Origin of the sequence: Actinospineispora acaciae DSM 45401 (genome assembly GCF_000620785.1) — a bacterium.
GTDB lineage: Bacteria > Actinomycetota > Actinomycetes > Mycobacteriales > Pseudonocardiaceae > Pseudonocardia > Pseudonocardia acaciae.
Genome location: NZ_JIAI01000004.1, coordinates 17,914 through 40,164, shown reverse-complemented (window position 1 = coordinate 40,164; position 22,251 = coordinate 17,914). Strand labels below are relative to the sequence as shown.

Here is a 22,251-nt window from a genome sequence, read left to right as displayed (position 1 = left end):
TCAGGCCGTTCCGGCGGCGGGATGACTCAGTCCGGAGTGACGATGGCGAAGGTTTTGTCGCCCGGGTCCAAGACGCCTGCGAGGCGTGCGAGGACCGAGGCGTCACCGGTCAGCGCGATGTCCGCTGTGGCGAGGCCTTCGGCGCTCAGGCCACCCGCCGCGAGCGCGGGTAGCGCACGTCGTGTCGTGGTGAGCACCGCGTCCGCGTCGCCCTTCTGCGGGCGAGGGCTGTAGGTCAACACGCCGTTGGCGAGGCGAAGGCGGTACCGCTCGTGCACGTCGGTGAGCACCACGTCGATGCTGAGGTTCTCGTCCCACGCCCGTGGCCCGTCGACCTGTATGGCGATGGCGTCGAACAACATCGACGGAGTGAGCTGGCCGATCACGTCGGGTGCGGTCGTCTCCGTGGGCGTCCCGAACGGGCCGTCGCGCAGCTCGGTCGCGCCGGACAGGTAGAAGGTGCGCCACGTGCCGTTCTCCGAGCCGTACCCGAGCTGCTCGTAGGTGTCGGCGAGCAGTTCGCGACCGGCGGGGTGGTCGGGCTGGGCGAACACGACGTGGTTGAGGACCTCGGCGACCCACCGGTAGTCGCCTGCGTCGTACGCGGTTCGCGCCTTCTCGACGACGGCGTCGGCGCCGCCCATGAAATCGACGTAGCGCTTGGCCTTCTCCACGGGCGGGTGCTCCCAGAGGTGGGCCGGGTTGCCGTCGAACCAGCCGAGGTAGCGCTGGTAGATGGCTTTGACGTTGTGGCTGACCGAGCCGTAGTAGCCGCGGGCGTTCCAGGCGTTCTCCAGCGTGGCGGGCAGGATGATCTCTTCGGCGATCTCCGGACCGACCAACCCCTTGTTCATCATGCGCAGCGTCTGGTCGTGCAGGTAGGCGTACAGGTCCCGCTGCGTCGACAGGAACTCGACAACGCGGTCCGTGCCCCAGGTCGGCCAGTGGTGGGAGGCGAAGACGACGTCGGCGTCGCCTCCGAACAGGTCGATCGTCTCGGTGAGGTAGTGGGCCCAGGCGTGCGGGTCGCGCACGACCGCGCCGCGCAGGGTCAGCAGGTTGTGCAGGTTGTGCGTGGCGTCCTCGGCGGCGCAGAGTGCCTTGAAGTCCGGCAGGTAGATGAGCATCTCCGCCGGCGCCTCGGTGCCCGGAGCCATCTGGAAGACCATCCGCACGCCGTCGACGGTCTCGACGTGCCCCGTCGTGGTGATGACGTCCGTCGGCGCGATCAGCGAGACCGTGCCGGTGGACAGCGTCTGCCCGAGGCCCGCGCCGACCTGACCGCGCGGGCCTCGGGCCAATGCCGCGCCGTACATGTACCCGGCCCGGCGGTTCATCGCGGTCCCCGCGTATACGTTCTCCGAGACCGCCTCCTCGATGAACCCGTCGGGAGCGAAGATCTTCACGGTCCCCGCGTCGACCTCGTCCTGCGTCACGAAGCCCTTCACCCCGCCGAAGTGATCGGCGTGCGAGTGCGTGTAGACAACCGCCTTGACCGGCCGGTCACCGCGGTGCCTGCGGTAAAGGTCCAGCGCCGCCGCGCCCGTCTGCGCCGACAGCAGGGTGTCGATCACGACGACACCCTCGTGGCCCTCCACGAAGGACGTGTTCGACAGGTCCATGCCGCGGACCTGGTAGATCCCCTCGGTGACCTCGAACAGCCCTCCGATCGCGGCGAGCTTCGACTGGCGCCACAGGCTCGGGTTCACGCTGTCCGGGGCGTCACCCTCGAGGAACGAATAGGTCGAGTTGTCCCACAGGACCTTCCCGTCCTCGTCGACGACGGGTGACTCGATCGGGGCGACCAGGCCTCGCCTGGCATCGTCGAAGTCCTGCATATCGGAGAAGGGCAGGAGCTTGAGCAACTCCTCCTGCTGTTGGACGATCGCCGTAGCCGCGTACTTCGGAGCTGTCATGCAACCAGCCTCGCGGCCCCCTGGACGGATCCTCATCATCCGCTGGGGGTGAAAGCGTTGCTGCTCGCTGGGCCTGACCCCGGCCTGCTTCGGGGCTGAGCGCACCGGTAGGCGACCGCGGCAGACGTGTTGTGAGACGGCGACATCAGGCAGGCTTCGACGGACACCGACCGCCCGCCGGGCCGGGTCATTCCTTGGGTATGAGGTCACGCGATCGTGGGCCGGCCAGGCTGAGCGGCTGTGGACGTTCTCACCGCCTTGTTGAACACGGTGCTTGTGGTGTTCGTGGTGGCCACGATGCTCTCGGCCGGGTTGCGCACCAGCGTTCCGGCGCTGCTCGGGGTGCTGCGCAACGGCGTCCTGGTGGGGTTGGTGCTGGTCGCGAACCTGGTGGTGGTGCCGCTGCTCGGGCTGGTGGTGGGGCGGGTGTTCGCGTTGTCCACCGCCGGTGTCGTCGCGCTGGTGCTGGTGGCCTCCTCGCCGGGTGCGCCGTTCGGGGCGAAGCTGGCGATGATCCAGAAGGGGGACGTGGTCACCGGCTCGGTGCTTCAGGTCGTCCTCGCCGCCATGGGAAGCGTGACGTTCCCGATCACGGCGAACCTGCTCATCGGCTGGGCGGACCTCGGCGCGGACATCAGCATTCCGATCGGCAGGCTGATCGCGGGTGTCGCCGTCCTGCAGCTGGTGCCGTTCGCGGTGGGGCTGGCCGTGCGGGCCTGGGCGCCGGAGACCGCGGCGGGCTGGATGCCGCCGGTCGCCCGTGGCTCCAACCTCGCCTTTGTCGGTGTGCTCGCGTTCGGTGTGCTCGGCAGCTGGGAGCAGATCGTCGATCTGATCGGTTCCCGGACCCTGGCGGCCGCCGCGGTGTTCACCGTCGTCGGCGCCGTGGCCGGGTGGTGTCTTGCCCGCGGTGGCGCCACGACCCGTACGACGGTCGCGTTGATCGCGCCGACCCGCAACGCCAGGCCCGCGTTCGCCGCGGTCGCGATCGGGTTCGGCAACGACCCTGCGATCCTCGCCGGCCTCACCGGCATCCTGCTGGTGGGGCTGGCCGTCGAGATACCGGTCGCGTCCTGGCTCGCTCGCCGGCGTGGCGCGGAGCCCGACCGCGCGAGCGACCGGGCCGGGGCCGATGCCGATTCCGATTCCGATTCCGATGCCGTGGGGCACACCGAGCTCGGCGCCGCTCCACCGGGTTCGGGGGTCGTTGCCGGGCCTGAGCGGTGACGGCGGTCAGTGCGGCGCGGTCCTGGCCGGCGCGTCCTGGTCGGGACCGGTGCGCTGGAGCGGGACGGGCGCGGGGGGTGCCGGTGCGCCCATCGTCACCATGGACGTCATCCAGCGCGTCTGCGGGTCGATGTCGAGCAGCAGGGCCTTGGTGAGCAGGGTCAGCGGGATGGCCAGCAGCGCGCCGAGCGGCCCGATGAGCCACGACCACACCACCAGCGACAGGAAGGTCAGGGTCAGCGACAGGTCCACGGCGTCGCCGACGAACTTCGGCTGGATCACCGACTGGATCACGAAGTTGATGACGCAGTAGACCACGATCACGAGCAGCATGAGCCGGGGCCCGCCCTCGAGCAGCCCGAGCAGGGCGGGTGGCACGAGCCCGATGAGGAAGCCGATGTTCGGGATGTAGTTGGTGATGAACGCCAGCAGCGCCCACAGCACCGGCAGCGGTATGTCCATCAACCCCAGCGCGACCCCGTCGAACACCGCGACGATCAGTCCGAAGACGGTCGACACCGCCAGGTAGCTGCGGGTTCCCCGCGCGAACGAGGTGAACGCCGAGGCGACATCCGGACGTGAGCGCGCGACGGCCGTGAGGCGCGACGGGAAACCGGCGGCGTCCAGGCCCATGAACAGCAGGACGGCGAGCAGGAACACCAGGTTGGAGAACGCGCCGGCCAGGCCCGCGAGCATGCTGCCCAGCACTCCCGCCACCGCTCCGAAGTCCACCTTCTTGAGCACGGCCTGCACCTGCTCGGTGCCCACGCCCAGGCCGCGCAGCCAGGCCACGGCGTCCTGGACGAGCGCGGCGAACCGGTCCTGGTACTCGGGCAACAGGGTCGCCAGCTGCGCGACCGACAGCGCCAGCGCCGCGGCGAGCCCGAGCACGATCACGAAGGTGGCCAGCAAGGTCACCGTGACCGCCAGCCAGGTCGGGGCGCCCCGGCGCCGTAGGCGGGTGATCAGCGGATGCACGGCGACGGTGAGTATCAGCGCCAGGAACACCGGCCCGAGGATGTCCGCGAACGCGCGCAGCCCGGCGGCGACGATGACCATGGCCGCCAGGGCGAGCAGCACGATCAGGCCACGGGGGAGGGGCCAGCGACGCTTCGGCGGTTCGGTCACGGTCGCCATGAACCGGCATGCTGCCGCCGTGGGCACCTCCGACGCATCATCCCTCCCGGGTGAGGCACGGATGAGGTGCGCTCGGCTCCGATGAGTCCGAGGCGATCGGAAGCGGCGGAGGGGAGGTTGCCGTGCGGCCAGGTCCGCCCGCGCCCGGGCTGATGGCGACGTTGCGGGACTACCGGCCGTCGTGGTTGCGCGCCGATCTGGTGGCGGGCCTGACGGTCTGGGCCGTGCTGGTGCCCGAGTCACTGGCCTACGCCACCATCGCGGGCGTCTCTCCGGTGGTCGGCCTCTACGCGGCGGTCGCGTCCCTGCTCCTGTACGCCCTCATCGGGTCCTCCCGGCACCTGGTCGTCGGACCCATGTCGGCCACGGCGGCGCTGTCCGCCGCGATCGTGGCCGGCCTCGCCGGGGCCGGTACCGCCCGCTACGCCGCCTTCACCGTCACGCTCGCCCTCGTCGCCGGGGTCGTCGGCGTCCTCGCGGGCCTGCTGCGGCTCGGGTTCATCGCGTCGTTGATCTCCGAGCCGGTGCTGAAGGGATTCATCATCGGGTTGGCGCTGACGATCATCGCCGGCCAGCTCCCCAAGCTCTTCGGGGTCGAGAAGGCGTCCGGGAACTTCTTCGAGCAGGTCGGGGGGCTCGTGGCTCACCTGGGCGGGGCAAGCCTCGCCACGCTCGGGGTCGGGCTGGCCGCCCTGGCGGTGCTGGCGATGCTGCGCAAGGTGGTCCCGCTGGTGCCCGGATCCCTGGTCGTGGTGGTGCTCGGGGTGCTGGCCGTCATCCTGTTCGGCCTCGACGACCGGGGGGTGGCGATCGTCGGGCCGATCGAGCGGGGCCTGCCCTCGTTCGGCCTGCCGGCCGGGATCGGGCTCGGCGACTATCTCGGGCTGGTCGGCCCCGCACTGGGCGTGCTGCTGGTCGGGTTCGCGGAGGGACTGGGCGCCGCCAAGACCTACGCCGCGAAGGCCGGGTACGACATCGACGCCAACCGTGAGCTGCTGGGGCTCGGCGCCGCCAACGTCGGTGCCGGCCTGTCGTCGGGGATGGTCGTCAACGGCAGCCTGTCCAAGACGGCCGTCAACGGCGGCGCGGGCGCCCGCTCCCAGGTCTCCGGGCTGACGGTGGCGGCGCTGACCCTGTTGACGCTGCTGTTCCTGACCGGCCTGTTCGAGCGGCTGCCCGAGGCCGTGCTCGCGGCCATCGTCATCGTGGCGGTCATCGAGCTCGTCGACCTGGCGGCGCTGCGGACGCTGTACGGGATCTGGACCCACCGGCTGGGCAGCATCTACGGCCCGGCGGCCCGCGCGGACTTCGCCGCCGCCGTCGCGGCGCTGCTGGGCGTGCTCGTGTTCGACACCCTGCCCGGGTTGTTCATCGGCATCACGGTGTCGCTTCTTCTCCTGCTGTACCGGGTGTCGCGTCCGTACGTGGCGGTGCTCGGCCGGGCGCCGGCCACGCCGGGGACGTGGGTCGACCTCGCCCGCAACCCGGAGGGTGCCGGGGCGCCGGGCGTGATCGTGGCGCGGGTGGAGAGCGGGCTGTTCTTCGCCAACGCCGACCACGTCCGCGAGCGGCTGCGTGCGTTGGCCGGCGAGGGAACTGTCCGCGCGGTGGTGCTCGACGCGCGGACGGTGCCGTTCGTCGACGTCACGGCCGCGGCGATGCTTCAGCGGCTGCGGACCGACCTCGAGCGCGACGGCATCCGGCTGGCCATCGCCGGCGACGTCGGTCAGGTGCGCGACGTGCTCGCCCTGGCCGGCGGACCCATCCTGGCCTGTTCCACGCTGGATGAGGCCGTGGCCACGGTCCTCCAGCGGCCGGCGCCGGACTGAGCGCGCGCCGTCACCGCTGACCGCCCGCTTCGTGCTCGCGCACCCAGCCGGTCGCGTCCCGGTAGGCCCGGCGCAACGCCCGGCCCACCCATTCGTCACCGGCGTAGAAGTTGTCCTCCCCGAGGGCTCCCAGGGCGCCGGTCACCTCCAGTTGCCGGCGGATCCGGGGGTTGTCGGTCACCACCATCAGCCTCGATCCGGAGCGTGCGAGGGCGGCCGCGAACCTGGTGAGGACGTCGATGAAGGTCGCGCCGGCGTCGTCGACTCCGCGCAACCGAAGGATCACGGCGCTGCCCGTCGACCCGTCGCGCACCGAGGGCAGCTGTGCTTCGAGCGCGGGAGCGGCGGCGAAGAAGATGCTGCCGTAGGGCTGGAGCACGATCACCTGCCCGCCCGGCACCTCCTCGGGTGGCGCCGTCTCGCGCACCCGCCTCCCGCCGCGGAGCTGAAGCTGTCTCATCCTGATCCGGCTGGACTGCCGCACGACGTGCAGGATGATCGAGAGCCCGATCCCGACCAGCACGGCGTACTGCAACGGGACGACCAGCGTCAGCACGAACGTGGTGGCCATGACGGTGAGCTGGACCGCGCCGGTACGGGCCACCGAGAGCGCCTGGGCCGGCCGGATCGAACCGGCGCCGACCACGATCAGCAGGCCGGCGAGCGCTGGCATGGCGACGTATCCGATGACGCCGCCGAGCAGGAGGATGACCGCGCCCATCACGATCCCGGCGAACAGCGGCGCGAGCCGGGTCCGCGCGCCGGCCTCGGCGAGCAGCGAGCTTGCCGACATCGAACCGCCCACCGGCATCCCTCGGAACACGGCCGAGGCGATGTTGCCGGCGCCCTGGCCGACGAAGTCCCGCGACGGGTCGGGGCGCGACCCGTCCGGGTTCGGCACCCCCGCCGACACCCCCGCGCCCTGCACCAGGCCCACGAACGCGAGCGACAGCCCTGGGACCAGCAGCCCCGGGATCTCCGCGAACGCCGGCAGCACCGGCAGCGGAAGCGACCGGGGTATCGCGACGATCCCGTCGAGCCGCGCCACCGGCGCACCCAACGCACCGAACAGCATGCCGAGCCCTGAGCCCACCGCCACGGCGACGACCAACCCGAGCGACCGCAACCGCGTGCGCCGCAACACCAGGATGAGCACGACGGTGACGACGCCGACCGCCGTCGAGGCGGGATCGACACGACCCAGCGCGAGCAGCAGCCCCAGCGCCTGGCCGAGCCGGCCCCCGCCGGGCGCCTGGTACCCGGTGAAGTTCCCGAGCTGACCGAGAACGATGTTGACACCGACGGCGGTGATGAACCCCGTCATCACCGAGGTGGACACGAACCGCAGCAACCGACCCAGCCGCGCCACCCCTGCCACGATCATCACCACCCCGGTGACCAGCGCAAGCGTGTACAGCGACCGCTCGGGGTCGGCGCGCGAACCCAGGTCGACGTCGGCCACCACGACCGCCATCGCGCCGGTGGACTGCACGGCCATGTACGTCGAACCGGTGAACAGCGCGCCGCCGACCATCCCGAACAGGTACGCGTACAGGCCCGAGACGGGGTTGACCCCGGCCAACAGCCCGCTCGCCAGGCCGTCCGGCACGCTCTCCACCCCGAGCACGACCCCCGCGCGCGCGTCCGCGCCCAGCGTCTCGCGTCGCCAGGCCGTCCGGAGCTCGCCGAGCGAGGCGAGCATCCGCATCGATCTCCCCTTCCGCACCCGCCGGCCGTATACCGTCACTGTCGTCGTCACCGCCGCGCCGGCACGTCATCCCCCACGGGTGAGGAGGAACCCGGCGGCGGCGCTCACGCTGGGCGACCATGGCAGGCCACCCGCCACCGGCTCCGCGCATCGATGCGCGCACACGCGCGCCGGTGCCGCGATGATGACCACGGCTTCGGGCGTCACCGGCGCCGACATCGAGCGCATGGCCGGCGCGCTGTTCCTCGACCAGCCTCGGCAGCGCTCCGCCTTCTGGGCGCTGCTCGTGCTGGCCGCGGTGATCGCCGGCGCCGGGGTGGTGGCCGACTCGGTCGCCACCGTGATCGGGGCGATGATCGTCGCGCCCTTGATGACGCCGATCCTGGGTACCGCGCTCGGGCTCGTCCTCGCCGATCGTCGCCGGGTCGTCAGGAGCGCGGTGCTCGTCGTCGCCGGTGCCGTTGTGGTCGTCGCCCTCGGCTACGCGCTCGGCCTGCTGGTCCCCGGGCCGATCGTCGCCGACACCAACACACAGGTCGCCGGCCGGGTCGACCCGAAGCTGATCGACCTGGTCTCCGCGCTCGCGACCGGCGCCGTCGGAGCCTTCGCCCTGGTGCGCTCGGACATCTCCGACGCCCTGCCCGGGGTCGCGATCGCGATCTCGCTCGTCCCACCGCTGTCCGTGGTCGGGCTGACGCTGGAGTCCGGTGCCCCCGCGCAGGCGGCGGGTGCGCTGCTTCTGTTCGCCACGAACGTGACCGCGATCATCGCCACCGGCACGGTCGTGCTGATCGGTTACCGGGTGCGGGCCGCCGCCCTCGGCGCCGGGCAACCGGTCGGGCGCCTGCGCGCACGAACGATCGTCGTGGTCGCGCTGCTCGTGCTCGTCGTGGCCGTCCCGCTCGGGCTCGGCAGCTACCAGGTCTTCCGCGACCAGGCGATCGTCGCCACCGCGCAGCCGGTGGCGGACCGGTGGGCCAGGGCACGGTCCTGGCAGGTGGTGCAGGTGTCGATGCAACGGGGGGTGCTGCGCGTCGCGGCCGTCGGCCCGCCACCCGGCGCGGACGCGCCCTCGCTGCGTCGCGCGCTCGACCAGGCGGGACTGGCCGAGGTGCCTGCGCGCCTGTCGCTCGTCGTCGGCGGAACCCGGGAGCTGGACGTCACCAGGCCCGCCACCTGAGCCGGGTCACCCGCGACGGATGACGCGCCTCGCGCCGCCACCGCACACGCTGGCTCACCGACGACTCGCACCGAAGGAGGAACGATGGCGACCCTCACCGTCTGGAAGTTCGACAGCGCCACCGGCGCCGACGACGCCGTCACAACGCTAGAAGCCCTGTCGAAACAGCAGCTGATCACGGTGCACGACGCGGCAACGGTGTCCTGGCCCGCCGACGCCAAGCGCCCGAAGACCCGCCAGCTGCACAACCTGGCCGGTGCCGGCGCTCTGGGCGGCATGTTCTGGGGCATGCTCTTCGGCCTGCTCTTCTTCATCCCGCTGATCGGAGCCGCGCTCGGCGCGGCCACCGGAGCGATCACCGGAGCGCTGGGCGACGTCGGCATCGACGACGACTTCATCAAGCGAACCCGCGACGAGGTCACCCCGGGCACGTCCGCCCTGTTCGTGATGACCTCCGAGGCCGTCATGGACAAGGTCAGCGAGGCCTTCGCCGAGCAGAAGCCCCAGCTGCTCTCCACGAACCTGTCCCAGGAGCAGGAGAACGCCCTGCGGACCGCGTTCGCCGCATGACGGCCTGGGCCCTCACCCGCCGAGCACGACCGTCCACTCGGAGGGACATCTGTTAGCGACGTCGACCGCGTGGCTGTTCGACCTCGCCCAAGGTGGCCATCCCCGACCGCAGGAGATCTGTCATGACCGATGCATCGACCGCCCACAGCGGTCCCGCCGGAGCCGCGAACCGTCCCTCGAGCGAGAGATCGGCGCGCGCGGTCACCGGTTGGGCCGGCTGGGTCGCCTTCGCCGGCACCATGTTGATCATTCTTGGTGTCTTTCAGCTGATCGAAGGGCTGGTGGCCCTGTTCAACAACGGCTTCTACGTGGTGCGCCAGAACGGGCTGGTCGTGAACGTGGACTACAACGCCTGGGGCTGGCTGCACTTCGCGCTCGGCGTGGTCGGCCTGCTGGTGGGGTTCGGGCTGCTGACCGGGAACACCGCGGCACGGGTGGTCGGCGTTCTCGTGGCCGGCCTGAGCGCGATCGCGAACCTGGTGTTCCTCCCCGCCTACCCGGTGTGGTCCACGATCATCATCGCGCTCGACGTGGTCGTGATCTACGCGATCATCGTGCACGGCGGGGAGCTCGAACGCTGACGAGGTCCGTGCGATGTCCCTCGGGTGCATCCCACGATCGCCGTCGCCCCGGCCGATCAGCTGGTGCGCGCGCGGACCGCGGGGGGCGATCCTGCTCATCGCCACCGGGCTGCTCGTCGCGCTTGCCGTGATCGAGTTCCTCGCCCGGCCGGGAACCTCCACGACCGACGCGCGGTCCGGCTGACCGGGTCATCCGCCGGGGATGAGGCCGGCCCGCGCGTCCGGTTCCCAGCCTGCCCGAGGGCAGGAACGAGCGGAACGAACGGAGCCGGGCAACGCGGCCGGAATCGTGGTCTACCAGAACGTGTGGGCGGCACCGTTCGTCGCGGCCGTACACCGCGCGGGCGGCCAACTCCTCGCCGAGGGCCGGATCCCGGTCCAGGACCTGGCCGCCGCGCTGGACAGCACCGAAACCGTTGGGGCCTGAAGGCCGTCGAGAAGGGAAGGCGCCATGCCCGGTCTCCTTCGTGGACTCGCCCACACCCAGGACGTGCTGACCGACGCCGAGTTCGAGCGGGAGAAGAGCCGGATCCTGAACACCTGATCGGCGTGCTCGGCCCGCGCCGTGAGCCCCGAAGCGCTCGTCCTCGCGCTGACCACCGTGGTCCGCCCCTCCAGCGCGGCGGCCGTCTACGCGATGCTGTCCACCCACCGCCCGCAACGACTGCTGGTCGCCTACATCCTCGCCGGCCTCGCGTTCAGCCTGACCATCGGCGCGCTCGCGGTACTGGCGTTGCAGGGCCACAGCTCGTCGAGCACGGCGACGGCCGGCCGCGCGCTGCTCAACATCGTCATCGGCGCCGCGGCCCTGGGCTACGCCGCCGGCGCCTGGACCGGGCGGGTGCACCGGCGCGCCGCCGACCCCGCTGACGAGTCCTGGATGCAGCGTCGGCTACGGCACCTGACCCCGCCCGTCGCGGCCCTGGCCGGAGTCCTGACCCACCTGCCCGGCCTGGTCTACCTCGCCGCGCTCAACGCCATCATCGGGACCGCGTCGGGACCGGTCAACGGCATCCTGCAGGTGCTCGTCTACAACGCCCTGTGGTTCAGCCTCGCGATCGTGGCGCTCGTGATGTCGGTCTACCGCCCGAGCGTGTCCCGTGACCTCCTCGAACGAGGCACCGCCTGGGCCAGGCGGCACCAGCGAACCATCGTGGTCGTGTTCTGCGGAGTCCTGGGCCTGTACCTCGTGGTGAAGGGGGTCGTGGACCTTCGCGCGCTGCCGTGACCCGCCCGTTGTGGGGGATGCCGGGCCCGCCCGCCGGTGCGCAGAGTTCCGTATGAGCCAGACGACCACCGATCGGCGCCATGGACCGGGCGGGGACTCACCTCGCCCCACCCGGGAACAACGGGAAGCCCGTGGGCGCGCGGCCAGGACCGAGGTGCCCCGCTCCAGCCACGCCGCGTTCACACCCCAGCCCGACCGGCCGGACCCGGTGGAGCTGCTGCAACGCCAGGCGGCAACCCGGGTGCCGGAACTGCTGCCCATCCGCTACGGGCGAATGGCCGCATCGCCGTTCACCTACTTTCGGGGGGCCGCCTTGCCCATGGCCGGTGACCTCGCCCGCACACCTCGATCCGGGCTGATCGTTCAGGCGTGCGGCGACGCGCACCTGTCGAACTTCGGCCTGTTCGCCTCCCCTGAGCGCCGGCTCGTCTTCGACATCAACGACTTCGACGAGACGCAGCCCGGGCCGTGGGAATGGGACGTCAAACGCCTGACGACGAGTCTGGAGATCGCCGGTCGGGACAACGGCTTTACCACCAAGCAGCGACGGGACATCGTCCTCGTGGCCGTCGCCGCGTATCGGGAGGCGATGCGCGACTTCGCGACGCGCACCGCCCTGGATGTCTGGTACGCCCGCGCCGACGTGTCCGAAGTGGAGTCGATCGTCGGATCTAGGCTGGGCGGCCGCCAGGGCAAGAAGCTCGCCCGTGGCGTCGCCAAGGCCCACACCAGGGACAACCTCGGGGCACTCGGCCGATTCGCCACCGTTCACGACGGCCGGCCCCGGATCCGCCCGGAGCCACCCTTGATCGTTCCGGTCGCGGACGTGGTCGCCGACCCGGGGCGCGCCGAGGCCATCGAACAGCAGCTGCGCGACCTGGTTCGTGCCTATCGGGACACGCTGGAACCGGAGCGCAGGGTGCTGCTGGACCGGTATCGGCTGGTGGACATGGCTCGCAAGGTCGTAGGAGTCGGCAGTGTGGGCACCCGCTCGTGGATGCTGCTGATGCTCGGCGACGACGCACGTGACCCGCTGTTCCTCCAGGCGAAGGAGGCGGGACCGTCGGTGCTGGCCGAGTACGTCGGCCCCAGCGAGTACGAGAATTCCGGGCAGCGCGTGGTCGTCGGGCAGCGACTCATGCAGAGCGTCAGCGACATCTTCCTCGGCTGGCTGCGCGCCGAGGGCTTCGACGGGAGCAACCGAGACTTCTATCTTCGCCAACTGCGGGACTGGAAGGGCTCCGCGGACGTCGAGGCAATGGTGCCGGCCGGAATGCGCGCCTACGGCAAGCTGTGCGGCTGGACGCTCGCCAAGGCCCACGCGCGAACCGGGGACCGCATTGCCATCGCCGCCTACCTCGGTTCCAGCCGCGCGTTCGACCAGGCAGCCGCCACGTTCGCCAGCGGCTACGCCGACCAGAACGAACGCGACCACCAGACGCTTCTGGCCGCGATCGGCTCCGGCCGGATCACGGCCGAGCCCGGGGTCTGAGCGCGCCGGGGGTCGGGTCAGGCGGCCGGACGACGCTCGCGTGTACGCCTTCGTTGGAAAGCCCACCCACTCCCGGCGAGCGCGAGCCACACCGCGGTGCTGATCACGGCCTCGGCGGCGGAGTTCGGAACGCGCAGCAGACCCAGCGTCCCGGGAAACAACCGCGCCAACCCACTCAGCGCGAGTCCGGCGCCGCCCAGGGCGCAGGCCACGGCCAGCACCGCCGAGCGGAACCGCTGCGCGGTCAGCCCCGCGATGAACCCGACCGCGACGACGAACAGGATGGCCAGCAGCACGCTGCCCTCCCCGTGCTCCAGCAGGCCAAAGAGCTTGGCGCCCACCACGCCGCCCGTGATCGCCCCCACGAAGAACAGCGCCGCACGCAGCACCAGCATCACCACAACCCAGGCCCCCAACGCGGTCGCCAGCCCGACCACGGCGGCGACACCCGGCCCCGAGCCCAGCCCCTCCGCAATCAGCCAGCCGAGCGCAAACCCGGACGCGGCGACCGCGAGGTGCAACGACCGGATCCCGAGGAAACACAGCACGAGCCCGACCGCCAACACCCCCAACCCGCTGCCGTCCACGCACCCGCCTCCCACACCCGACCCGTCCGCCGGCACCCCGGACAGGCGGCGGACGCCGACAACCGCGAGAGCACCACGTCCAGCCCAGCGTCAAGCCGGCTCGGCCTGGAGTCCTCATCCGTTCCGAATGACCCGGCTTGGTAGGGCGCCAGATCGAAGTGCCAGGCGTGGGCGGCGGAGCGGGTCAGCGGGCAGGGATAGAGACCTAAGTCCTCGATCGCCGCCCGCGAGCGAGCGGAGGCGCGAACGGCGGGCTCTTGCGGATATCGAGAGAAGGCCGCGGCGGTCCGGTACTGACCGTGCTGGGAGTCTCGGTCGGTGTGGTGTTGCGAGATTGGGTTGCCGGCCCGGTGATGGGCTGGCCTGGGTGTGCCGGGGGCGAGGACACTGGCGGGCATGAACATGAGCCCGTCGGGTTGGTTGGTGTCTCACCGTCCGCTGTTTGTCGGTGTCGCCGCGGTGGGGCCGCTGGCGGCGTGTGCGGTGCTCGCGCTGGTTCGGGACAGCGTGGCGAACACCAATGCCGCGCTGGGGTTGGTGTTGTTGGTGGTCGCGGCGGCCGCGACCGGGATCCGGTCGGCCGGGCTGGTGGCCGCGTTGTCGAGCGCGGTGTGGTTCGACTTCTTCCTCACCGAGCCCTATAACCAGTTCACCATCACCGACCGGGCCGACATCGAGACCGCGGTGCTGCTCATGGTGGTCGGCGCCGGGGTCGCCGAGATCGCGCTGTGGGGCCGGCGCCAGCAGGCCAGGGCCAGCCGCGAGCAGGGCTATCTGGACGGGGTGTTGCGTACGGCCGCCACCGTGGGCGCCGGCCAGTCCTCGATCGAGTCGCTGGTCGAGCATGTCAGCGAGCAGATCGTGGAGCTGCTGCAGATCGACCGCTGCCGGTTCGACCGCGGCGACGGCCCGGTCCTCGCGGCCATCGACAGCGACGGAGCGGTCAGCTACAACGGCCACCCGGTCGACCTGAGACGGCTGGGCCTGCCCACCGACACCGAGATCGCACTCGCGGTGCGCAGCGGCGGCGTGGTGTATGGGCGGTTCTTGCTCACGGCCGCCACCAGCGTGGTCAGGCCGTCGCCGGAGCAGCTCCGGGTCGCGGCCGCGCTCGCCAGCCAGGTGGGCGCCGCGCTCGCCACCAACACCAACGCCAGTGCCACGGGCCGACCGAGCACCATCTCGTAGCGATCGGTTGAGTATTTGTTAGTGACTAGCAGATGTTAGTCTCTAACGTATGGTGGGGTTGCGCCAGCTCAAGCGCGACCGGACGCGGGCCAAGATTCAACGCGAAGCCCTGCGGTTGTTCCTGGAGCGCGGCTTTCACGGTGTGACGGTCGCGGAGGTGGCCGAGGCGGCCGAGGTCTCGGCGATGACGGTCTTCCGACATTTCCCCACGAAGGAAGACCTGGTCATGTCCGATGGTTACGACGAAGTGATCGCCGAGCGTATCGCCGCCGGTCCTTCGGAAGGCCCGTTGACGCGCAGGATCGGCGAGGGCCTGTTGATGGGCTGGGGTGAGCTGTCCGGTGAGGCCGCCGAGCTGACGTTGGCCAGGGTGCGCCTGATCATGGACACCCCGGCGCTGCGCGCTCGTCTGTGGGAGAACCAGTACGCCACCGGGCGAGCGATCGTCGCCGCGCTGGCGGGTGAGGATCCGTTCGAAGTCGAGGTCGCGGCCGCCGCGTGCCTCGGGGCGGTGGGCGTGGCGTTGCTGCGGTGGGCCGCCGAGGGCGGCCGCGCGGACGTGCGTGAGCTGATCGAGACGGCCCTGGAGGTGATCGACCGATGAGTGTGATCGAGACCCGGGGACTGACCAAGCGTTACCGGCGCACGCTGGCCGTCGCGGACCTTGACCTGCGGGTCGAGTCGGGCGAGATCTACGGGTTCCTCGGTGTGAACGGCGCCGGGAAGTCCACCGCTATTCGGATGCTGCTCGGCATGACCCGGCCGACCTCGGGCGAGGCGAGGCTGTTCGGTCGATCCCGGCCCGAGTGGCGCAAGGTCGGTCATCTGGTCGACGGCGCGCACTGCTACCCCGATCTGACCACGCGCGAGAACGTGCTGCTCGCCGCCCGGTTGCGCGGTGTGCGTGACCGGCGAGCCGTTGATGCGATCCTCGGGTTGGTAGGGCTGGAGCGGTACTCGTCGCGCCGGGCTGGGGAGCTGTCCCTCGGCAGTGCCCAGCGGCTGGGCCTGGCGAAGGCGCTGGTGCACCGACCCGACCTGCTGGTCCTCGACGAGCCCGGCAACGGCCTGGATCCGGCGGGGATCGTCTGGTTGCGCGCGCTGCTGGTCGACCTCGCCACCGAGGGCGTCACGGTGCTGGTCTCCAGCCACATCCTGGCCGAGGTCGCCCGGGTGGCAACCCGCGTCGGCATGATCCACCAGGGGCGGCTGCTGACCGAGCTCGACACGGCGGCGCTGCCGCACTGCACGTGCGGCGGGCGGAACCTGGAGGACGTGTTTCTCGGGATGCTCACCGAGCACGAGCAACGGGCCAGGCCATGAGGACCGGTATGGGTGCGGCGCTGTGGGCCGAAGCGCTCAAGCTGCGCAGGTCACGGGCGCGGTGGGTGAGTGTCGCGGCCATCCTGGCGCCGACCCTGATGGCGGCCAGCTTCGTGGCCGGCGCGACACCGGAAGGCGCGGTCGGCGCGAAGTTGACGGCGATGGGGCTGACCCGTGACGTCGCCGGCTACGTCCGGGCGGTCACCGAGATCGACGCCATCGGTGGCCTGGTCGTGTTCGGGTTCCTGATCACCTGGGCGTTCGGCCGTGAGTTCAGCGACCGCACCGCACTGGACCTGCTCGCCCTGCCCACCTCACGCACGGCCGTCGTTACCGCCAAGCTCATCGTGATGACCGCCTGGATGCTGCTGCTCGGATGCCTTCAGCTCGCGGCCTCGGCGGGCCTGAGCGCGCTGCTCGGCCTGCCGGGATGGTCACTGGACGCGCTTGAGTCACCGGCCATCGTGCTCGGGTTCAACGCGGTCCTCGTCGGCCCGATCGCCCTGGCCACCAGCGTCGGGCGAGGCTATCTGGCCGGAATCGCGACAACGGCTTTCGCGGTGGTCCTCGGGGTCGTGCTGGCCGGCGCCGGCGTCGGCGGGATGTACCCGTGGTCGGTACCGGCGATCGCCAGCGGCATGCTCGGGCCGACCAGCGTCGGTGCGGGCAGCTTCGGGCTTGCCGCCGCGACCGCGGCCATCGGCGTCCTGGGCACCTCGGCCTGGTGGAACCGCGCCGACCACCACTAGCCCTCGCACGCGTCTGGACAGCACTGGTCGACCCGGCCTAAATTAGTTGCTAGTTCGCAATTAATGCGGGGTAGCAAGTTGGATGAGGCTGAGCGGCTGTTGGAGCTGCTGGGGTCGATGCAGCGGGATCTGATGCCTTCGCTGGTGCGGATGCATGAGGGTGATGACCTGCGGGTGTTGGACTCGGTGTTGCTGCAGGTGTTGGAGCGGGGTGGGGAGCCGACGGTCAAGCAGCTTGCCGAGGTGTTGGGGCGGTCGTTGTCGCGGACGAGCCGGATTGTCGACGGCCTGGTTCGGCGGGGGTTCGCCGAGCGGTATGAGGATCCGGTTGATCGGCGGGTGCGACGGGTCCGGCTGACCGAGGCGGGGGCGGGGGTGCTGCGTCGGTTGCGGATGGTGCGGGTGCGGGCGCAGCTGGAGTTGTGGGGCCATCTCACGGCGGGGGAGCGGGAGATCGTCATGCAGGGCATGGAGCTGTACGCGAAGGCGGCGAGGAGGATCCGCGATGAACGTGATCGATCTGGCGAAGATCGACGCGAGCATGGTCGACCTGGTCGGCGGGAAGGCGGCCGGCCTGGGCGAGATGATCAGGGCGGGTGAGCGGGTACCGGACGGGTTCTGCCTGACCACCCGCGCCCACCGGTCCGGCACGCTCGACGAGGACGAGCTGGTCGAGGCCTACCGAGGGCTGGTCGCGGACACCGACGGGCGGGTCGCGGTGCGCTCCAGCGCCACCGCCGAGGACCTGCCGGAGGCCAGCTTCGCCGGCCAGCAGGACACGTTCCTCAACGTCCGAGGCGCCGACGGGCTGGTCGGTGCGGTGCGGGCGTGCTGGGCGTCGCTGCACACCGAGCGCGCGGTCGCCTACCGGGAGGCGAACAACATCGACCACGACACGGTCGCCATGGCCGTGGTGGTGCAACGCATGGTCGACCCGGTGGTGGCGGGCGTGGTGTTCACCGCGAACCCGGTCACCGGCAACCGGACCGAGACGATCATCGATGCCGCTCCCGGCCTGGGGACCGCGATCGTCGACGGCACGGTGGTCCCCGACCACTACGTCTGGACCGACCCGAGCCGGACCGTGGACTCCGGTGAGCGCGGCTGCCTGGGTCGTGCCCAGCTCGACGAGCTGGGCAGCGCTGGTGTGCGCCTGCGGCAGCATTTCGGGACGCCCCAGGACATCGAGTGGGCGATCGACGCCGACGGCGTGCTCTGGTTGCTGCAGTGTCGGCCGATCACCACCCTGTTCCCCCAGCCTCCGCGCGCCGAAGTCGGTCAGACCCGGCTGTACTTCGAGTTCGGGCACATCCAGGGGATGCTGCGACCGTTCACCCCGATGGGCCTGGCCGTGCTCAAGGTGGCGGCCGCGGGGTGGATGACCGCGATGGGGGTGCGGGTCGACCCGCTGGACGGAATCAGGCGGATCGTGCCCGTCGGTGGGCGCGCCTACGCCGACATCACCGACCTGGCGCGTAGCAGGTGGACCCGGCGACGGCTGCCGAAAGGCCTGGACGCCTACGGCCCGAGGGTCCGGGGGATGGTCGAACGCCTGCTCGACGACCCCCGGTTCGCCCCGACCTTTGGTCTTCCGTTCCGGGCGAGCACCGCGCTGAAGATGACCCTGCGGCTCACCCCGGGCGGGGTCATCGGCATCACGCGCAGCCTGGCCCGACCACACGCCGCGCGCGAGCGTGCGCTGCGCGCGCTGGACCGGATCGGCGGCGCCGCTGTCGGGCCTGGCGAGCCGGCCAGCGCGGCGGACCGGCTGCGCTACGTGATCGAGGACGCCCAGCGGCCGATCATGGGTCGGGACATGATGGCCCTGACCTGGCCGTTGATGACCGGGGTTATGCTCGCCAGCGCCCCGGCGGCCCTGCTCAGGGGTGTCGCGGCCGACGGCGAGGTCGACATCACCATGGGCGGGATGCCGCACAACGTCACCACCGAGATGGACCTCGCGCTGTGGCGGCTGGCCGACAATGCACGCCAACACCGCGAGCTGCTGACCACCACTCCGCCCGAGCGGCTCACCGCCCGCTACCGGGCACACGCGCTGCCCGACATCGGCCTGGACGCCTTCCTCGCCGCCTACGGGCGGCGCGCGGCCGGCGAGATCGACGTCGGCCTGCCCCGCTGGGCCGAGGACCCCACGCCGCTGTTCGCCACCATCGCCAACTACCTGCGCCTCGACGACCCGGCCCAAAGCCCGGAGCAGCGGTTCGCCCGCGCCGCCGCCACCGCCGAGGCGAAGATCGACGAACTCGCCGCGCGGGCCCGCTCCGTCCGGGGCAGGATCGCGGTGGCCATGATTCGCCGGGCACGCGCGCTGGGCGGGCTGCGCGAGATCGGCAAGTTCGCCTGGCTCGCACCCCTGGCGCAGGCCCGCCACCAGCTGCTCCTGATCGGCGCCGAGCTCACCGAGAACCACCTGCTCGACCGCGCCGAGGACGTCATGTTCCTCGACCTGCACGAACTCGCCGCCGCCGTGCACCACCGCGTCGACCACCGAGGGCTCCTGGCCCGACGCCGAGCCGACTACCAGCGCGAACTGCGCCGGACCCAGGTCCCCGCCGGGCTGCTCTCCGACGGCACCGACCTGGAAACCCTCACCCCGCCCCCCGCCGCCCAGGACGGCGTCCTGGTGGGCATGCCCGCGGCGGCCGGCCAGGCCACCGGCCGCGCCCGGGTCATCCGCGACCCCGCCGGCGCCCGCATCGAACCCGGCGAGATCCTCGTCGCCCCCACCACCGACCCCGGCTGGACCCCACTGTTCATGACCGCCGCCGGACTGGTCACCGAGACCGGCTCACCCGCCGCCCACGGACCCACCGTCGCCCGCGAGTACGGCATCCCCGCCGTCATCTGCGTCCGCGACGCCACCCACACCATCACCACCGGACAGACCATCACCATCGACGGCGCCGCCGGAACCATCCACATCGGACCCGACTAGAACAGCTGGCGCGGCCGGCCGAATGAAGATCGGCGGCCGGCCCGACGCTTGACGGTGCTGCGGCCGAGCACCCCGGTGGACCTGAGCCGCACGGTGGTGCGGATCATGCTGCCGTTGTCGTTCGTGGTCGCGTTGGTGTTGGTCAGCCGGCGGTCACCGCGGACCAGTCGGGGGGCTACCTGGAGGGCAAGGAGGTTCGTTTCGGCCCGGCCGCCTCCGGGCTGTGGGCGGCGTCGACGACGGGCACGTCGACGGTTCGGTCTCTCGCGTTCGGGCCGCCGCGGGGGAGACAGCGGCGGCGAGGAATCTGCGAGGGCGGCTTGTCGACGACCCGCCGCGTGCTGCACCAGCCAGCGGCAGGACTCACACCGGCGGCATGGTCACGGTGGCAACCCTGACCGCTGGTGGGGTGGCCGACGAGCGGTAGAGGCATTATGACGCCGTCCGGACGGGGTGGAGCGAGCTCGTGGCGGACACGTTCGACCGGGCTATCGGCGAAGCCGAGGGCCTGCCAGCGTCGGCAGGAGCGCGGTGCACACCGCGCCGAGGGCGATCACCGCGGGGGAGTGGAGTTGCGCGCCGATCGAGATGATCGCTGCCCCGGCGCTGAGCAGCACGATGATCCCGATGGTCGTCGCGACCAGCGAGCCGACCGTCGGCCCGGGTAGCTGAACGAACCGGTGAGCCAGTCGGGGATCGTCGCTGGCAAGGCCTTGTTCGATCTCGACCAGCTTTCGTTCCTCGTCGTCTGGGAGTGCCATTGGCTACCGCCGCGGGGGGTGAGGGGAAGCCGAGGGTGGGTCACTGGATGCTGAAGATGATCACGGCTCGCAGGGCGAGGACGCCGAGCAGCACCAGGGCTGGCTGGGCGACCACCGTCCGCGTCACCGCGACGGGCACGGTGCCGGTCTCGGTGGTGGCGAGCCGGACGGTTGCCAGTGAGCCGAGGCCGGGCGCGAGCCCGGCGAGGGCGACCAGCCAGAGCAGGATCCACGGAAAGCCGAAGACCTCACCGAGCGTGCCGGCCGGGATCAGCGTGAGCGCGAACACGACTATCAGCGCGATCTCGAGCAGGGCGTAGAGGCGCTCGGAGACCTCGAGCGCGCCGATGCTGTCCCGGGCCGGTGCGCGCAAGCGGCACAGGAGTATCAGCAGCGCGGCCGATCCGGTCAGGCCGGAGGCGAGGAAGAGGCCGCCGAGAGCCCAGGTGTCGCTCCACACCGGCTGGTTCGACACCGACAGCAGCACGCCGGTGTAGCCGGCGATGAAGAGCCCGAGCAGGGCTCCGATCGCGTTGAGGGCCTTGCCGGGGGTGCCGTCGAGCAGCCGCACGGCGCGGTCGGCGAGCCCGACGCGGATCACCCGGTCCCGCACCAAAACCTCGACGAACGACACCGTCGCGACGGCGCCGAACGCGACCAGCGCCCAGGAGCCGACGGACATCGGCGACCAGTGCTTGAAGTTCAGGCTCGCCGCGCCCGGTGAGGTGTTCCACAGCATGTGCCAGAACCGCTCCGGCCTGCTCAGGTCCAGGGCGAGCAGCAGCGGGCAGATGATCATCGCCGGGAGGGCGACGTAGTAGCCGAGCCGGGCGGCGGGTTCGTCGGCCGGCTCGCCGCGCAGCCGCAGCAGGGTGGCGATCGCGTAGGACCCGCCGGCCAGGCCGGCGAGGAAGAAGTAGAACAGGATGTACCAGGTCCACTCCGGCGGGCCGGCGAAGTGCTGGGCGACCGACGGCGACATCAGTCCTCGCCTCCCCCCGGCTCGGGGGGCGTCTCGGCGGCGGGCTCGCGGCGCCGGCGCAGCGCGACCAGCCCTGCGAGCAGGCCGAGCACGGCGGTGACCAGCATCCCCAGGTAGCCGCCCACGTTGTTGCGGCTGGGCAGCACGGCGTTCTCCTTGTCGGGCAGTTGGTAGGACTCCGGGGCGTCCATGAGCAGGAAGAACGCGTTCAGGCCGCCGTAGACCGTGTCGTCCTCGCCGTACAACCGGGCCTGTGTGACCCCTTGGGCGTGCAGGTCGGCGACGCGCCTGCGTGCGGTCATGCGCAGCTCGTCGAGCGGCGCGAACTGGATCGACTGGGTGGGGCAGGCCTTGGCGCACGCGGGTTCCATCCCGCCCTGGAGCCGGTCGTAGCACAGGGTGCACTTCTGCGCGACGCCGCTGTGTTGGTCGATGCCGATGACGTCGTAGGGGCAGGCGGCTATGCAGTCGCGGCAGCCGTTGCAGACGTCGGGTTGGATGTAGACGGTGTCGAACTCGGTGCGGATGATCGCGCCGGTCGGACAGACCTCCATGCAGCTGGCGTGCTGGCAGTGCTTGCAGACGTCCGACATCATCAGCCAGGCCGTGCCCTGGCCGCTGGACATCGTCTCATCGGGCACGTTGTCGATGAACTCCACGTGCCGCCAGTTCTGGGCGTCCAGGCGGCCGGTGTTGTCGAACCCGTCGAGGAACGACGGTTCGTGGCCGGGAAGCTCGTTCCACTGTTTGCAGGCGACCTCGCAGGCCTTGCAGCCGATGCACACGCTGGTGTCGGTGAAGAAGCCGTACGCGCGGCCAGGGGTGATCTCCACCATG

At 71.2% G+C, this 22,251-nt stretch carries 22 protein-coding genes and 1 pseudogene; 16 read left to right on the top strand and 7 right to left on the bottom strand.

From position 1 onward, the window contains the following. Positions 1-26: 26 nt before the first annotated feature. Positions 27-1,916 carry an alkyl/aryl-sulfatase gene (locus N912_RS0120270; protein WP_028923840.1) on the bottom strand — a complete coding sequence of 630 codons (1,890 nt, stop codon included), beginning with the start codon at positions 1,914-1,916 and terminating at the stop codon, positions 27-29. A 240-nt stretch (positions 1,917-2,156) separates the two neighbouring features. Here N912_RS0120270 and N912_RS53325 point away from each other — a divergent pair, with 240 nt between their 5' ends. Beyond that, a complete protein-coding gene (locus tag N912_RS53325) occupies positions 2,157-3,143 on the top strand; it encodes a hypothetical protein (RefSeq protein WP_051580497.1) in 987 nt (328 codons plus the stop codon). Positions 3,144-3,149: 6 nt separating this feature from the next. Here the strand turns inward: N912_RS53325 and N912_RS53320 are convergent, their stop codons facing one another. Continuing rightward, positions 3,150-4,280 (bottom strand): AI-2E family transporter, encoded by a 1,131-nt coding sequence (locus N912_RS53320; RefSeq protein WP_037065758.1) that lies wholly within the window; start codon positions 4,278-4,280, stop codon positions 3,150-3,152. A gap of 122 nt (positions 4,281-4,402) precedes the next feature. Here N912_RS53320 and N912_RS0120255 point away from each other — a divergent pair, with 122 nt between their 5' ends. Beyond that, a complete protein-coding gene (locus N912_RS0120255) occupies positions 4,403-6,109 on the top strand; it encodes a SulP family inorganic anion transporter (RefSeq protein WP_245645358.1) in 1,707 nt (568 codons plus the stop codon). Between the two features lie 10 nt (positions 6,110-6,119). On the opposite strand, the gene N912_RS53315 is transcribed toward N912_RS0120255, so the two are convergent. After that, entirely contained in the window at positions 6,120-7,817 is a 1,698-nt protein-coding gene (locus tag N912_RS53315; RefSeq protein ID WP_211261321.1) for a SulP family inorganic anion transporter, read from the bottom strand. 79 nt (positions 7,818-7,896) lie between these two features. Here N912_RS53315 and N912_RS0120245 point away from each other — a divergent pair, with 79 nt between their 5' ends. From N912_RS0120245 to N912_RS53300, 7 genes are all read left to right on the top strand, one after another. Continuing rightward, positions 7,897-8,997, top strand: a complete 1,101-nt coding sequence (locus N912_RS0120245; protein WP_211261320.1) for a DUF389 domain-containing protein — start codon at positions 7,897-7,899, stop codon at positions 8,995-8,997. 84 nt (positions 8,998-9,081) lie between these two features. Next, positions 9,082-9,567, top strand: a complete 486-nt coding sequence (locus tag N912_RS0120240) for a DUF1269 domain-containing protein (RefSeq protein WP_028923837.1) — start codon at positions 9,082-9,084, stop codon at positions 9,565-9,567. Between the two features lie 122 nt (positions 9,568-9,689). Further along, the gene (locus N912_RS53310) at positions 9,690-10,148 is read left to right on the top strand and encodes a DUF7144 family membrane protein (RefSeq protein WP_037065753.1); all 459 of its coding nucleotides are present in this window, start codon (positions 9,690-9,692) and stop codon (positions 10,146-10,148) included. A gap of 13 nt (positions 10,149-10,161) precedes the next feature. Further along, the gene (locus N912_RS63595; RefSeq protein WP_156993804.1) at positions 10,162-10,332 is read left to right on the top strand and encodes a hypothetical protein; all 171 of its coding nucleotides are present in this window, start codon (positions 10,162-10,164) and stop codon (positions 10,330-10,332) included. An 18-nt stretch (positions 10,333-10,350) separates the two neighbouring features. After that, positions 10,351-10,575: a hypothetical protein gene (locus N912_RS63590; protein WP_037065752.1), complete on the top strand. Its 225-nt coding sequence runs from the start codon at positions 10,351-10,353 to the stop codon at positions 10,573-10,575. A 138-nt stretch (positions 10,576-10,713) separates the two neighbouring features. Further along, complete coding sequence (locus tag N912_RS0120215; protein WP_028923836.1) at positions 10,714-11,376, top strand: GAP family protein; 663 nt, start codon at positions 10,714-10,716, stop codon at positions 11,374-11,376. A gap of 154 nt (positions 11,377-11,530) precedes the next feature. Beyond that, positions 11,531-12,868, top strand: coding sequence for a DUF2252 domain-containing protein (locus N912_RS53300; RefSeq protein WP_245645357.1), 1,338 nt, complete (start codon positions 11,531-11,533; stop codon positions 12,866-12,868). Between the two features lie 17 nt (positions 12,869-12,885). Here N912_RS53300 and N912_RS0120205 read toward each other — a convergent pair whose 3' ends face one another. Further along, positions 12,886-13,455, bottom strand: coding sequence for a hypothetical protein (locus N912_RS0120205; protein ID WP_037065749.1), 570 nt, complete (start codon positions 13,453-13,455; stop codon positions 12,886-12,888). 396 nt (positions 13,456-13,851) lie between these two features. Here N912_RS0120205 and N912_RS53295 point away from each other — a divergent pair, with 396 nt between their 5' ends. From N912_RS53295 to N912_RS65200, 7 genes and pseudogenes are all read left to right on the top strand, one after another. Beyond that, the gene (locus N912_RS53295) at positions 13,852-14,643 is read left to right on the top strand and encodes a DUF4118 domain-containing protein (RefSeq protein ID WP_211261319.1); all 792 of its coding nucleotides are present in this window, start codon (positions 13,852-13,854) and stop codon (positions 14,641-14,643) included. A 49-nt stretch (positions 14,644-14,692) separates the two neighbouring features. Further along, the gene (locus N912_RS0120195) at positions 14,693-15,247 is read left to right on the top strand and encodes a TetR/AcrR family transcriptional regulator (RefSeq protein ID WP_028923834.1); all 555 of its coding nucleotides are present in this window, start codon (positions 14,693-14,695) and stop codon (positions 15,245-15,247) included. Further along, positions 15,244-15,966, top strand: a complete 723-nt coding sequence (locus tag N912_RS53290) for an ABC transporter ATP-binding protein (protein WP_084211048.1) — start codon at positions 15,244-15,246, stop codon at positions 15,964-15,966. The genes N912_RS0120195 and N912_RS53290 overlap by 4 nt, the downstream gene beginning before the upstream one ends. Further along, the gene (locus tag N912_RS53285) at positions 15,963-16,715 is read left to right on the top strand and encodes an ABC transporter permease (protein WP_084211047.1); all 753 of its coding nucleotides are present in this window, start codon (positions 15,963-15,965) and stop codon (positions 16,713-16,715) included. Before N912_RS53290 ends, N912_RS53285 begins: the two co-directional genes overlap by 4 nt. Before the next feature lie 99 nt (positions 16,716-16,814). Beyond that, on the top strand, positions 16,815-17,315 hold the full coding sequence (locus N912_RS53280) for a MarR family winged helix-turn-helix transcriptional regulator (RefSeq protein ID WP_211261317.1): 501 nt from the start codon (positions 16,815-16,817) through the stop codon (positions 17,313-17,315). Then, on the top strand, positions 17,221-19,671 hold the full coding sequence (locus N912_RS0120175) for a PEP/pyruvate-binding domain-containing protein (RefSeq protein WP_028923833.1): 2,451 nt from the start codon (positions 17,221-17,223) through the stop codon (positions 19,669-19,671). The genes N912_RS53280 and N912_RS0120175 overlap by 95 nt, the downstream gene beginning before the upstream one ends. A gap of 152 nt (positions 19,672-19,823) precedes the next feature. Beyond that, a pseudogene (locus N912_RS65200) lies at positions 19,824-20,069 on the top strand (potassium-transporting ATPase subunit KdpA); the annotation flags it as partial. Positions 20,070-20,159: 90 nt separating this feature from the next. Here N912_RS65200 and N912_RS0120165 read toward each other — a convergent pair. Genes N912_RS0120165 through N912_RS53270 form a run of 3 tightly spaced genes read right to left on the bottom strand, consistent with a single transcriptional unit; the run spans position 20,160 to position 22,250 of the window. Continuing rightward, positions 20,160-20,432 (bottom strand): DUF3040 domain-containing protein, encoded by a 273-nt coding sequence (locus N912_RS0120165; protein ID WP_028923832.1) that lies wholly within the window; start codon positions 20,430-20,432, stop codon positions 20,160-20,162. Positions 20,433-20,472: 40 nt separating this feature from the next. Next, positions 20,473-21,414, bottom strand: a complete 942-nt coding sequence (nrfD, locus tag N912_RS53275; RefSeq protein WP_051580494.1) for an NrfD/PsrC family molybdoenzyme membrane anchor subunit — start codon at positions 21,412-21,414, stop codon at positions 20,473-20,475. Continuing rightward, entirely contained in the window at positions 21,414-22,250 is an 837-nt protein-coding gene (locus tag N912_RS53270) for a 4Fe-4S dicluster domain-containing protein (RefSeq protein WP_037065748.1), read from the bottom strand. Before N912_RS53270 ends, nrfD begins: the two co-directional genes overlap by 1 nt. Between the last annotated feature and the right edge of the window lies 1 nt (position 22,251).

Coding starts and splice junctions, on each gene's coding strand:
- N912_RS0120270 (WP_028923840.1), bottom strand. CDS start 1,916: ATGACAGCTCCGAAGTACGCGGCTACGGCGATCGTCCAACAGCAGGAG.
- N912_RS53320 (WP_037065758.1), bottom strand. CDS start 4,280: ATGGCGACCGTGACCGAACCGCCGAAGCGTCGCTGGCCCCTCCCCCGT.
- N912_RS53315 (WP_211261321.1), bottom strand. CDS start 7,817: ATGCGGATGCTCGCCTCGCTCGGCGAGCTCCGGACGGCCTGGCGACGC.
- N912_RS0120240 (WP_028923837.1), top strand. CDS start 9,082: ATGGCGACCCTCACCGTCTGGAAGTTCGACAGCGCCACCGGCGCCGAC.
- N912_RS53310 (WP_037065753.1), top strand. CDS start 9,690: ATGACCGATGCATCGACCGCCCACAGCGGTCCCGCCGGAGCCGCGAAC.
- N912_RS63595 (WP_156993804.1), top strand. CDS start 10,162: ATGTCCCTCGGGTGCATCCCACGATCGCCGTCGCCCCGGCCGATCAGC.
- N912_RS63590 (WP_037065752.1), top strand. CDS start 10,351: ATGAGGCCGGCCCGCGCGTCCGGTTCCCAGCCTGCCCGAGGGCAGGAA.
- N912_RS53295 (WP_211261319.1), top strand. CDS start 13,852: ATGAACATGAGCCCGTCGGGTTGGTTGGTGTCTCACCGTCCGCTGTTT.
- N912_RS0120195 (WP_028923834.1), top strand. CDS start 14,693: ATGGTGGGGTTGCGCCAGCTCAAGCGCGACCGGACGCGGGCCAAGATT.
- N912_RS53290 (WP_084211048.1), top strand. CDS start 15,244: ATGAGTGTGATCGAGACCCGGGGACTGACCAAGCGTTACCGGCGCACG.
- N912_RS53285 (WP_084211047.1), top strand. CDS start 15,963: ATGAGGACCGGTATGGGTGCGGCGCTGTGGGCCGAAGCGCTCAAGCTG.
- N912_RS0120175 (WP_028923833.1), top strand. CDS start 17,221: ATGAACGTGATCGATCTGGCGAAGATCGACGCGAGCATGGTCGACCTG.
- N912_RS0120165 (WP_028923832.1), bottom strand. CDS start 20,432: ATGGCACTCCCAGACGACGAGGAACGAAAGCTGGTCGAGATCGAACAA.
- nrfD (WP_051580494.1), bottom strand. CDS start 21,414: ATGTCGCCGTCGGTCGCCCAGCACTTCGCCGGCCCGCCGGAGTGGACC.
- N912_RS53270 (WP_037065748.1), bottom strand. CDS start 22,250: ATGGTGGAGATCACCCCTGGCCGCGCGTACGGCTTCTTCACCGACACC.